Annotated in this window: 15 protein-coding genes; 1 reads left to right on the forward strand and 14 read right to left on the reverse strand. The window is 37.7% G+C overall.

Translation table 11 applies throughout. The features are described 5' to 3' along the window. The first annotated feature begins 132 nt into the window (after positions 1-132). On the forward strand, positions 133-1,047 hold the full coding sequence (locus K364_RS0107550) for a selenium metabolism-associated LysR family transcriptional regulator (RefSeq protein ID WP_028307534.1): 915 nt from the start codon (positions 133-135) through the stop codon (positions 1,045-1,047). 29 nt (positions 1,048-1,076) lie between these two features. On the opposite strand, the gene K364_RS0107555 is transcribed toward K364_RS0107550, so the two are convergent. The 14 genes from K364_RS0107555 to K364_RS0107620 form a co-directional block, all read right to left on the reverse strand. Next, on the reverse strand, positions 1,077-1,274 hold the full coding sequence (locus K364_RS0107555) for a hypothetical protein (protein WP_028307535.1): 198 nt from the start codon (positions 1,272-1,274) through the stop codon (positions 1,077-1,079). Beyond that, on the reverse strand, positions 1,267-2,661 hold the full coding sequence (locus K364_RS0107560) for a cobyrinic acid a,c-diamide synthase CobB (RefSeq protein WP_028307536.1): 1,395 nt from the start codon (positions 2,659-2,661) through the stop codon (positions 1,267-1,269). The genes K364_RS0107555 and K364_RS0107560 overlap by 8 nt, the downstream gene beginning before the upstream one ends. Positions 2,662-2,893: 232 nt before the next feature. After that, a complete protein-coding gene (locus tag K364_RS0107565; RefSeq protein WP_028307537.1) occupies positions 2,894-3,211 on the reverse strand; it encodes a TusE/DsrC/DsvC family sulfur relay protein in 318 nt (105 codons plus the stop codon). A gap of 70 nt (positions 3,212-3,281) precedes the next feature. Next, positions 3,282-3,467, reverse strand: coding sequence for an ATP-binding protein (locus K364_RS0107570; protein WP_028307538.1), 186 nt, complete (start codon positions 3,465-3,467; stop codon positions 3,282-3,284). Between the two features lie 77 nt (positions 3,468-3,544). Further along, positions 3,545-3,727, reverse strand: coding sequence for a hypothetical protein (locus K364_RS23170; RefSeq protein WP_035268373.1), 183 nt, complete (start codon positions 3,725-3,727; stop codon positions 3,545-3,547). A 131-nt stretch (positions 3,728-3,858) separates the two neighbouring features. Further along, entirely contained in the window at positions 3,859-4,068 is a 210-nt protein-coding gene (locus K364_RS0107580; protein ID WP_028307539.1) for a hypothetical protein, read from the reverse strand. Between the two features lie 134 nt (positions 4,069-4,202). Beyond that, on the reverse strand, positions 4,203-5,276 hold the full coding sequence (dsrB, locus tag K364_RS0107585) for a dissimilatory-type sulfite reductase subunit beta (RefSeq protein WP_028307540.1): 1,074 nt from the start codon (positions 5,274-5,276) through the stop codon (positions 4,203-4,205). A gap of 1 nt (position 5,277) precedes the next feature. Then, entirely contained in the window at positions 5,278-6,498 is a 1,221-nt protein-coding gene (dsrA, locus tag K364_RS23175; protein WP_084295770.1) for a dissimilatory-type sulfite reductase subunit alpha, read from the reverse strand. A gap of 458 nt (positions 6,499-6,956) precedes the next feature. Then, positions 6,957-7,961, reverse strand: a complete 1,005-nt coding sequence (gene dsrM / locus K364_RS0107595; protein WP_028307541.1) for a sulfate reduction electron transfer complex DsrMKJOP subunit DsrM — start codon at positions 7,959-7,961, stop codon at positions 6,957-6,959. Positions 7,962-7,994: 33 nt separating this feature from the next. Next, positions 7,995-9,155, reverse strand: a complete 1,161-nt coding sequence (gene dsrP / locus K364_RS0107600) for a sulfate reduction electron transfer complex DsrMKJOP subunit DsrP (RefSeq protein ID WP_028307542.1) — start codon at positions 9,153-9,155, stop codon at positions 7,995-7,997. Positions 9,156-9,171: 16 nt separating this feature from the next. Next, positions 9,172-9,933, reverse strand: coding sequence for a sulfate reduction electron transfer complex DsrMKJOP subunit DsrO (gene dsrO / locus K364_RS0107605; protein ID WP_028307543.1), 762 nt, complete (start codon positions 9,931-9,933; stop codon positions 9,172-9,174). Between the two features lie 14 nt (positions 9,934-9,947). Further along, positions 9,948-10,328, reverse strand: coding sequence for a sulfate reduction electron transfer complex DsrMKJOP subunit DsrJ (dsrJ, locus tag K364_RS0107610; protein WP_028307544.1), 381 nt, complete (start codon positions 10,326-10,328; stop codon positions 9,948-9,950). Further along, positions 10,328-11,935: a sulfate reduction electron transfer complex DsrMKJOP subunit DsrK gene (dsrK, locus tag K364_RS0107615; protein ID WP_028307545.1), complete on the reverse strand. Its 1,608-nt coding sequence runs from the start codon at positions 11,933-11,935 to the stop codon at positions 10,328-10,330. The genes dsrJ and dsrK overlap by 1 nt, the downstream gene beginning before the upstream one ends. 40 nt (positions 11,936-11,975) lie before the next feature. After that, positions 11,976-12,527: an RsbRD N-terminal domain-containing protein gene (locus K364_RS0107620; RefSeq protein WP_035268376.1), complete on the reverse strand. Its 552-nt coding sequence runs from the start codon at positions 12,525-12,527 to the stop codon at positions 11,976-11,978. Between the last annotated feature and the right edge of the window lie 11 nt (positions 12,528-12,538).

Genomic DNA, 12,538 nt, shown 5'->3' on the forward strand with positions numbered 1-12,538 from the left:
GAAGCTGAAACATAAGAAATGACCAACCAGCTTGTATTAGTGTTTTTAGCACTGTTATTGCAATTTCTAATAAAATAAAGTAAACTTATGTATAACATATTCACATTTTTGAAATGAAAGTAGGTGAAGGCTATGGATCCTCATCTCGCGGTTTTTAAGGCAGTGGCAGACAAAAGGAGTTTTTCCCAGGCAGCTAAGTCATTACACATTAGCCAGCCAGCAATAAGTCTCCAGATCCAATCTTTAGAGGAAAACCTGGGAGCCCGACTCTTTGACAGAAACAACAAAAGGGTTGTTTTAACACAAGCAGGCAAAACTTTCTACAAGTTTGCTACCCAAATCATAGAGCTTTATGATCAAGCACAAAAGGAAATTGCCGAGCTAACGGGTCTTGTTAAAGGCAAAATTAAGATTGGTGCTAGTTTAACCATTGGAGAGTATGTGCTGCCAAAAATTGCAGGATATTTCGTTAAGGATCATCCCGAGGTAAATATTACTATAAATATTGCAAATACTGAAGAAATCACAAGACATTTGTTAGCTAACACCCTAGACATTGGCCTAGTTGAAGGGCCAATTAAACACTCAGATCTCATCCTAGAAAAATTCATGGATGATGAACTCGTTGTCATAGTTCCCTTTGACCACCCATGGGCAAAAAAAGATTTTATTTCTATGGATAGTCTTTTGTCACAGCCTTTTGTCTTAAGAGAGGCTGGTTCAGGAACGAGACAGATCATGGAAGAAAAGCTTATGGAATGCAGTGTTGACTATGAAGACTTACAAATAGCCATGGAGCTTGGAAGCACACAGGCTATTAAAGAAGCAGTAGAGGTGGGCTTGGGTGTTTCAATTATCTCCAAATGGGCAATAAAAAAGGATTTGAAATTTAACAATCTAGGTATGACCAGGATTGAAAACTGTACCTTTAATAGGAATTTCTATCTTGTTTATAACAAGCATCATTTTCTAACACAGGCTACTGAAACACTTATTAAATTGTTAAAAAGCAATGAATTAACAAGTATTCTTGAAGCAAAGCTATAACCAGCATCATGTGCTGGTTATTTTTTATTTTATATTTCCAGGTGTTTAATTGCATTCTGACTGCAAAGGAGTAAGCATTTGCCGCAGCCTCTACAGGAATTATCAATGAATAGAGCGTCACCTACAGCTTCTTGAACTATGCATTTATATTCACAACTCTCCCTGGGTAAGCAAATACTGCAGTTTAAACATTTCTTAAAGTCAATAAAGTATAGTCTTTTAGCCATTTACCTTAACACCTTTAACTAACTCAAGAAAGCCTTGTGCCCATTGGGGACTGGATAAGGAATGGATATGATTGTATGTTGCTAATACATTTTTGTAAGTAATTCCATCTGCTAAACCATCTATACCAGAGCCTCTCTCCACTCTAAAGGCAAAGGAAGCAGCAGAAGAATCCAAATTTAGTATTCTTGAGTTATGGAATTCATGTCCCCTAATAATTAGGCCTAAATCTTTAAAAAATGGATTTGGGTTGTTTACAATTAAACGTGTGTAACCATGACCTTGTGGTTTATCCTCCATTCTAACAACAAAGGGGAATATACCAACCATATCATAATGGTTTCTATCAGTAATGATTTTCTGGCCAAGGTACATTAAACCGCCACATTCTGCATAAATGGGCAAGCCTCTTTCTGCTTTATCTTTAATCTGCTTTCTAAGGGTAGCATTATTTTCAAGTTCCTCAGCAAACACCTCTGGAAACCCACCCCCAATATATAGCCCATCTATATCTGGAAGGTTAGTATCATTTAGTGAATCTATATATATTAGCTCTGCACCAAATTCTTCTAATGCCTCTAGGTTTTCAGGGTAATAAAATGAGAAGGCTCTATCCCTGATAACTCCAATTTTTATATTTTTATCTGAAAGGTTATTATTGTTTACTGGAATTAAAACCTCGAGAGGTTTAGCGTTTTTTGCTATTCTCATTAATAAATCCAGATCAACATTTTGTTGAATTGAATTGGCAATATATTCAATGGACTGATGATGTTTCTCATCTTCATGGGCAGGGATAAGGCCTAAATGCCTATCAGGTATAGTCATATTACTATCCTTTGGAATGGCACCAATTACAGGTATTCCACAGTATTTCTCAATTGATCCCCTTAGGATTTTTTCATGTCTGCTCCTTGCAACCTGATTTAAAATTACACCGGCAATTTCCACATCCTTGTCAAACTGCTGGAAACCCATGACTAGAGGGGCAACACTTCTTGTCATTCTTCGAGTGTCAACAACAAAGATAACAGGCGCTTTAATTATTTTGGCAACCTGTGCAGTACTACCTGTTCCATCCAGGTCAAATCCATCATGTAGACCCATGGCACCCTCTATTATACTAAGAGTTGATTTTTGCGTACCTTTAATAAAGGATTTTTTTAGGGTTTCATCATCCATCATGTAACAATCCAGGTTGCGGCAAAGGGTACCAGTTACCTTTGTATGCCAGCTTGGATCTATATAGTCTGGACCTTTCTTAAAGGATTGGACCTTTATACCCTTTTTTGTATATGCCCTTAACAGACCAAGGGTAATGGTAGTTTTGCCAGAACGTCCATGGGGAGCAGCTATTACTATTCGAGGTATAAGATATTTTTCTGTCATGCAGTATTCCACCTTTAGTTAACTGGTTGTGATTTTATATATAGTTTATACAGTTAATGATAGTTTACCATAGCTATTACTATAATAAAACAGTACCAGATTTACAACCCCCGGTACTGTTTAAATAATTCTTCTTATTTTATCACGTACTAACCGTCCGTAGTCTACCTGCTGCAACGGAGAGTAAGTTCCTGTTTAGTTCAACTAAGCCAATAAATTGGCAAGCTTCACTCTATACACAACCTGTTGGTTTTGGTAATCCTGCAACCTTACATGCACCTTTAGCTGGTCCAGTTGGGAAAAGTTCATAAACCTGATTTAGCTTTAGACCTGTTTCTTTTGTAAGCTTTCTAACCATTGGGGCAATACCGAATTCTGCATAATAGTTTCTTAAATATCTGATAAGCTCCCAATGTTTTTCAGTTAGCTCTTCAACTTCCTCAGCTTTAGCAAGAACCACTGCAATTTCCTCATTCCACTGATCGGGATCAACCATGAAGCCGTCCTCATCTAGTTCAATCTCTACACCGTTTACATTGATTGTAGACATAAAGCACCTCCATCTTTTTGCACATATTCTGTTTGCAAAAAATCTATTTTTTTATTAATTAATACAGCCTTTATAACTCTTGAAACTTCACAGCTTCTGTTGGACATACTGCTACACAGCTTTCGCAGCCAATACACTCACTACTATCCTCACACACAGCTTTTCCATCAACCATGTCAATGATATTAACTGGACAAGCTTCTACACACTCACCACAACCATCGCATTTATCTTCTTTGATTGTTATTAAATACATTACACAGCCCCCCTTGTGCTATTTTCATATTTAACTACATTGATTATCAAATAGTAAGGAACTTTAAAATTTGTTAGTTAATTGTCAAATATTACTTCATCTTCGCATTCGTCTGCCAAATACGCTAACAAGGATTGAATAGCTATTTCCATCCCATCGGCAAATCCAGTTTTGTATTCTGTAGACTTATAATTCCTTATTTCCTCGATTATTTCCATGTTTTCTTTTTCCCATTTTAGAATAATCTCTTGAAATTTCATAAAAATCCTCCACATATTTAAATTATATTTTTTAACTATATTATTCCATAAGATGGAGGATTAACAAAGGAAAACTTTTACTTATAAGTGCGGGCTATGAATTAAAATCCTGAATTGCCTCTGCTATTTTTCTATTCTTTGCCTTTAATTCTAACAAAGGATGTTCCTAGATAAAGAAACTCTAAAATATCCTGTTTTGCAAGTTCATTAATCTGTTTGTCTACTAGTTTTTTGTCAACACCTATAGCCTTGGCAATATCCTTGTTCTTTGATTTATCAACAGTCTTGAGGTAAGCCAACACTTTTTCCTGAATTTCCTCGGGAGTTAAATTATCACTCATTTTTTACACCTCTCTAAATTTGGACATTTCTGCCTGAGCTGGGGAGCTTTATTCTGAGCAGGGGACTATCTTTATTAATAGACGTCCCCTTCCCAGTTATTGTCCTCATCTCTTACTACAGCATAAACCTTTATTTAAAATTTAAAGTTAGTGCTAGTTCTAAATGTTGGTATTGAGAAAATGAAATCATCAATGTGCTTGTCTGTAAATGGCAGGTTGGCAATTTCAAAGAATTTTTCCCAGCCGATTCTTTCAATCCATTCGCCATATCTTTCACCTGGCTTGGCATTCTTAACCCAAATCTCAGTTAAGTTCACAATTGCATCCACTAATTCATTCCATCTTGGTGGAGTGTTTGGTACCCAGGGAATAGCTAAACGTGAGAATTGTGGGCCACTTCTAGCATTGGCAACTTTACCACCAACAAAGATTGCTATACCGTCGTTCTTTGGATCCATAATTGTTAATGAAGGACATACTGTATAACAGTTACCACAGTACATACATTTTTCTTCATTAATGGAAACACTTTTAGCTTTTGGATTTGGCTTGATAGCTCCAGTTGGGCAGCTGGCAATAACATTTGGAATTTCGCAGCCTTTTGATACACCTTCATCATTGATTTTTGGAATTGTTCTGTGGATACCCACGAAAGCAATATCAGAACAGTGTACAGCACCACACATGTTCAAGCAGCATGCCATGGATATCTTCAATTTGGCTGGTAGTTTATCATACTTAAAATAGTCATATAGCCTATCCATAACTGCCTTAACAGTACCAGAAGCATCAGTAGCAGCACTATGGCAGTGAATCCAACCTTGAGTATGAATAATATTATTCAAGCAGTTGCCTGTACCACCTACTGGCCAGCCCATTCCTTCTACCTCTTCAATTAAAGGTTCTACCTTGCTTTCATCTGACAATAAAAACTCAACATTGTGCCTACTAGTAAAGCGCAGGTGACCATCACAGTACTTGTCAGCTAAATCAGCAAATTCTCTTATTGTAGTTATGGCTAACAAACGTGGTGAGCCAATCCTTACTGTATATAAAGCATCACCAGTTTCAGAAACGTGCTTTAAAACACCTGGTTTAACATACTCGTGATATTTCCATTTTCCATAGTTATCCTTAATAATCTGTGGCAGTTGATCCTCATAATGTGGAGGACCTATATCAGTTTTTGGCTTTAAAACTTCTGACATGTTACTTCACCTCCTTGTCTGTAGCTGCTTCTTTAAATGTATCATTATTCATCTCAGCAATTTCTTCAGGCCACCAGAAGAAATATGGGTTGGCCCTTGGATGTTTAACCATTTGCGGTTTAGCTTCTAAACCAACTTCTTTCAAGAAGGTTCTCATGCCTTTTCTATAAATCAATTCGCCAACTCTCTCTCTAACCTTGGCGTTTTCGTCCCACCAATCCCAAATTCTTTCAAATAAATCTTTTAATTCAGCATAGCCGTCTTCCTTATTAAGCTTCATGAATGGTACAATGACCCATGATAGGAAAGCTGACTGAACAATTGTAGCTTTACCACCAATAAGAAGGGTAATACCTGTGTCCTTGCCAATTCTTAATGCTTTTGGCATTTTGTTAATACAGTGCATGCATCTTACACAATTCTCATCATCAACCTTGAACTCAAAGGTCTCTTGATTAAAACTAATACAGTGTGATGGACACTTTTTAACAACCAGGTTTAATATATCATAGCCACTCTTGCCATATTCGTTTACTTTTTCTTGGTCTATTCTTATAGCATCTCTCCAGGTTCCAACAATGGAAAGGTCAGCACGTGCTACAGCGGCAACACAGTCATTGGCACATCCAGAAATCTTGATTTTCATTTTGTATGGCCACATTGGTCTATGGAGATAATCTTGAAATTCATTAGTTAAATCATGGCAAAGATGTAAAGTATCAATACAAGCATTCTGGCAGCGAGCCATACCAGCACATGCACTTGGTGTTCTTAAGTTTGAGCCAGAACCTCCCAAGTCAAAGCCATTATTTGATAATTCGTTGAAACATGGCTGCAAATGAGGAGTAGTAGTTCCAAGAAGAATAACATCACCTGTAGCACCATGGAAGTTTGTTAAGCCACTACCATGTTTTTCCCAAATGTCACACAGCTTTCTTAAAGTTTCACTTGAGTAAAACCATCCACTAGGTTGGTTAACCCTCATTGTGTGAAACTCAGCAACGTTAGGATACTTGTGACCTAAATCTGAATATCTACCAATAACCCCACCACCATAACCAGTTACACCTACTATACCGCCGTGTTTCCAGTGAACTGTGTTATCTTCAAATGATGTTTCAAGAAGACCAAGCAAGTCCTTTGCTGCAGGATTTTTTTCTTCCTCTTTTTCCATTTCAGTTACAAAGCTGGGCCATTTACCTTTTTTAAGTTCATCTAGCATGGGCCTTTTGTTTTCTGACACAGATAATCCACCTCCATATAAATTTTTATTTTGCTTTTTTGGGTTTAATTTTTGGTACTAACTTTATTTTTTAACACCAACTCAATAGCTGACCTTCTATGGGCATATCTCTTTAGATCCATCTCTCTATTTGTACCTCTGGGGTATACCCTCCGGGTTAAATATCGGGCTAAATATTTTGATAGATATTTATATATAATTATATATAATTCTTAAATACTGCTTTGCCCTTTTGTTATTGAGTTGAGTATTTACGGGTTTACTGCTACTTTGTACCATTTATCACAGGCACATTCATAACATGAACTCATTCTTCTCACTACATGCTTTATATTAGACTTTTATAGCTAAAACTCCTGCATGTTTGTTATTGTTATTTCTGATTACTATAATAGGTTTTTTATATAACAACCAGATGTATGATATATTTGCTTTATTTACTCATCCTTATCAACAGGTAAGCCTGCTGCTTTCATCCTGTCCCTGTATTCATCTTCATATTCTTCATAGGTATGAACCTTAACAGGGTAGTTCCATGGGTTAACATGTCTTTCAGCACGGCTATTGTTAACCATATTACGTGTTGGACTCATAAATACCCCTGCCATATGTGTCAGCTTGCTGAAAGGAAAGTAAATCAGCAGCACACTAACCAGGAACAGGTGGATGTAGAATATAACTCCAATGTCACCTGGTACTCCAGGATTAAAAGTCACAAGTCCTAATGTTAACTCCTTAACATGTGCAATATCAACCCTAATAAAATATTTCATCAAAATGCCTGATAGAGCAATCCCAAAAATCAATAGTAGAGGGAAGTAGTCTGCAGGTAACGATATATATTTAACCTGTGGGATAACTACCCTTCTAACAAACAAATAGGTGACAGCAACAAGTAGTGCAAAACCAGTAAGATAAATAGCTTCCAGGTTGACTTCAAATGCTCCATCAATGCTATGAAGAAACTGAACGAAGCCAGGCACTGGTTCTGTGAAAAATCTTAAATGTCTTATTACTACTATAAATAATGACCAGTGAAACACCAATCCTGCAAGCCAAAGCCACTTTTCCCAATGATAAACAACTTTTTTACCCTTGTCTTCATCAACCAGTTGGGCCTTTGTGTTTCTAAATAAAGATCTAAAAAATACTACTTCCAAAAGCATTCTTGCTATAACCCCTGCTTTTGTAGAAGGGTTATCAATCTTATTTTGTTTAAACCAGGGCAGTGATTTTTGTTGTCCACAGGTTGTAGGTATTCTAAAGGGAACAGGTGAGCGCGCCCATGTAACTATACGGTAGATTAAACCAAACAAGAATGCTGCAAAGGCTATATAGGGTATAAGTACCCCAAAGAGGAAATGCAACCCTATAACCTCTACTCCTAGGAAAACACCCAAAATGAGTGCAGCAACTATGAGTAAAGAAACTTGTATACCCATTAACATATCCCTCATTTCATGTATTTTTATTACTTATATACCCGTATTCTCCTTAACTGAAATCACAATCCTGTAAAAGATGCTAATTATGAAAATTCCAGCTGCCCATATTCCAAGGGTAATAAAAATCTCAGGTATAGTTGGTGCATACTCAGTAACTCTTCCAAAGGGATTTACTACAAGACCAGCAAGTACAAAGGCTAAACCCTTTTCAATAAGCATGGCTACAAATACTGCACCACAGGCAATAAGCAACGTGGTATCCTGTGATCTTGTTTTGGGGTTAATCAACAAATACAACGCTAATACTGATAGAATTAAGAAAACCCACATAAATGGAACAAGGGAACTGTGACCGTATAAGCCAAAAAACAGGTATTGTAAACTATACATGTGACCAGGCACCTGGCTGAAGAAGCCAACGAAAAATTCTACTGCAAGTAAAAATATTGTTATTGAAAAAGCATAAGTTACAATAATTGATAGTTTCTTAATAGCTTCCCTTCCTGCATCAAAACCGGCAAACTTCTTTAATGCAAAGCAGATAAGGATTAGTAAAGCTGGGCCGGTGGCAAAGGCACCTACTAAAAATTTTGGAGCTATTAGTGCTGTTAACCAGTAATCTCTACCTGGTATGCCTGAGTATAAAAATGCCGTAACAGTATGGATACTCACAGCCCATGGTATTGATACATACGTCAAACCTTTCACCCATTTAGGGGGATAAACTGCCTTACGTTCTGCCTCTAAAACATTCCATCCTATTACAATATTTAAAAGCAAATAACCATTAAGTACAACCATATCCCAGAACATAGGTGAGTTTAGTGTTGGGTATAGTATCATGTTAAATAACCTCATTGGCATACCCATATCAACTATAATAAATAGGAGACACATTATAACTGAAGCTACTGCCAAAAACTCTCCAATTACGGTTATTCTGCCAAACTCTTTAACATTATGCAGGTAATAAGGCAACACAACCATTACTGCAGATGCAGCGACCCCAACAAAAAATGTAAACTGGGCAATATAAAGACCCCAGGAAACATCTCTGCTCATACCTGTAACTGTAAGTCCTTGATTTAATTGAACTAGATAAAAACCAAAGCCTATGCCAATCAAGGCAAGCAAAAACAACAACCATCCATAATAGCATTTTGAAGCTTCTTTAAAAGCTTTTTCTATCATGTACACCAACCCCTCCCTACACTATATAGTAAACCTTAGGCTTTGTTCCAAGCTTTGTTTTGCGTGTAACATTGTAGCTAGATGCTAAAAGTTTACGAACCTCTGAATTTGGATCCTCCAAATCACCAAACACAAGGACCCCTTCCTTACAAGCCTCCACACAAGCCGGTAGCAATCCAACTGCTAGTCTTTCATCACAGAAGTTGCATTTTTCAACTACACCCTTAGACCTGGTTGGGTATTTTTTATTCAATTCTTCTATATGGGGTCTAGGATCACTAAAATTAAAACTCCTTGCACCATATGGACAGGCAGCCATACAATAACGGCATCCTATGCATCTATGGTAATCCATCATAACTATGCCGTCTTTTCTTTTAAAGGTGGCCTGTGTTGGGCAAACCCGAACACAGGAGGGGTTTTCACAATGGTTACAGAGTATTAGGAAGTTCCTGTTTTTTGTAGCGGCATCTGCATATTCATGACTCTGGTAGGGAAAGGCGTTTTTATACGGTTCAGTCCACAACCATTTTACTTCCTCCTTGGCATTATTTATGGAGGGTACATTATGGGAATAATGACAAGCATTAATACAATCATTACAGTAATCACACTTACTCATGTCTATTGCCATGGCCCACTTATTAGCAGCTAATGCTTTAGAATCTGAAAGAAATTTTGGATTATTTCCGGCTACAACACTAACAAGAGGCATTATTCCTAAACCAAGGGCACAGACTCCGCCAAGCTTGATAAATCTTCTTCTACTTATATCCATTAGCCTCTCCTCCTTTATTCAACATGACAAGTCCAACAATTAGGAATAACGTCAACGAAAGTATGACATGCATCACAGAACTGCTCCTTGTTGGAGTGACATTCCAAACATGTATTTTGTAAGCTCATAGCATATTCCCTACCGCTCTCCGAAACATATACCCTATTACCCTCGCGTACAACAGACACCTTCCAATCACTTAACAGCTGCATATGATTAGCCCTCATAAATTCTACATCTTCGATACAGTTTTTGTCTGCAAGAGCTTGAATTGCAGGCGTGTCAAGGCTTACTTCAGGAGCTGCAGCTGACTTTCCAAAACTGCCCCAGAAGGGATAGGTGAACAAAATAATTAAAACTGCAATTCCAATAATAATATTACGAGAATTATTCATTATTCATCATCCTCCGTTCCTAGAGGTTCAAAACGCAGGTTTTCTGTCCTTTCTTTTTCCCCCTCCATAACAAGGGCATTACCAACTAATTCATGTACACTACATACATCCACCTGGGGCAGCCAGTATCTCATTAGTGGCGGCAGGGTAGCTCTATCAATTGCACAAACACATGTAAGCATATTTACTCCATGCTTTTTATGGACATATTTGACGGCATTTGCCCTTGGAAAACCTCCACGCATCCTCATTTCCATATTCTCATCTGAACCAAGGCCTGACCCTCCACCACAGCAGAAGGTATGTTCTCTAATTGTGTCATCAGGCATTTCATAAAAATTGTTGCATACATGTTTAAGAATGTATCGTGGTTCTTCCAGCAAACCCATGGCCCTGGATGGGTTGCAGGAGTCATGGAATGTAGCTACTATACTGTCATTCCTGCTGGGATCCAGCTTAAGCTTGTTATGATATATAAGATCAGATGTAAATTCGGTAATGTGAATCATACTTGTGGATTTTGCATGCTCAAATTTTGTTCCAGTTATGGGTGATGTAGGGGTCTCTAGAAAATCAGCAGGTCCATTCATGGTGTCCATATACTGGTGAACAACCCTCCACATATGACCACATTCTCCACCTAGAATCCATTTAACGCCCAGCCTTTTTGCCTCAGCATACATCTTTGCATTTAATCTTTTAGCCATTTCATGGGATGTGAAAAGGCCAAAGTTACCACCTTCAGATGCATAGGTACTTAATGTATAATCAAGTCCTATTTCATGGAGAACCATTAATTGTCCCATGATACCAAAGGTTCCTGGGTCAGCAAAAAGGTCTCCTGACGGAGGGATATAAAGTATTTCTGCACCCTTTCTGTTCCAGGTAGGTTCAATTGTAATTCCTGTTATATCCTCAATGTTTTCTATTAAGAAATCCATGGAGTCAACCAGGCCATGGGGTTGAATTCCTAGGTGGTTGCCCTTCATATAACAGTTGGCTACCGGTGTTACTACCCAGTCTATATTACATCCAATTAGATTGAGCAGTTCCCTGGCTATCATTGTAATCTCAGCAGTATCAATACCATAGGGACAGTAAACAGAACAACGTCTGCATTCTGTACACTGGAAGAAATAATAGAACCACTCTTTGATTACATCTTCATTAAGTTCTCTAGCGCCTACCATTTTACCCATGATTTTTCCGGCAGTAGTATACTCTTTTCTATATATAGATCTTAACAGCTCAGCCCTTAAAACCGGCATGTTTTTGGGATCTCCTGAACCGATAAAAAAGTGACATTTATCAGAGCAAGCACCACACCTTACACAGATATCCATGAATAATTTTAAAGAGCGAAATCTTTCAAGTCTTTCCCTAAGGCCATCCATGATAATTTGCTTCCAGTTCTCTGGAAGTTTCCAATCCTCATCCTCTGGGGACCATTTTCTGGGGTTAGGAAGTCCAACAGTTGTAAGACTCTCTGCTTTACCTGGGTAACACCAGGTGCCAGGTCTAAAATCAACTGGTGTCTCCATCCATCCCGTTTTAGGAGGATTGTAATCAATATTTAGTAACTGATCTGGCTTTGGAGTTTTTGCCATTGTATCACCCTCTCACTAGATTTTATTTCTGAATTCCTATTTATTGAGTACTGCCTTCATACTCAATAGCTGCTGGTCCTTGGTTGAGCATATTTATCCTTTCTAATATAGCACACTTTCTTTTTACTTCATCTATCCTTAATTGATAAATAGTCTCCTTGCACTGCAAATATATTTCAAAGGCTACAAGGGCAATATTGTCTATTCGTTGTTCAATGACAGCTAATTCCTTATACAATACCTCTCCATCCAATTGGCCCTGAAGTTCTTCCCTTATAAGCTTTTTTAATATAAAAATAAATGCAATGGCTTGAGATGGAGAAAAATCCTGCACAGCTTTTATTCGAAGAATTCTATCTAGATTGAGGCGGAAATTTTCTGAGTCCACATCTTCTAGCACTTGATCAAAAATACCATCTAATCCCTGACGTAGATTATGACCAACCGGGTTAGCAAACTGACTTTTGCCACTTTTTAGGTGTTTCACAGTTTTATCTGGGTACTCCTGGCATAGATTATGAAACCACTTTGAAACTATAATGGCCTTTTTATCTGCCAGCAGCCCTTTTAAAACATCTGGAACCTGCGTCATCTAGTTTCACC

The organism is Desulfitibacter alkalitolerans DSM 16504, from assembly GCF_000620305.1.
Classification (GTDB): Bacteria; Bacillota; DSM-16504; order Desulfitibacterales; family Desulfitibacteraceae; genus Desulfitibacter; species Desulfitibacter alkalitolerans.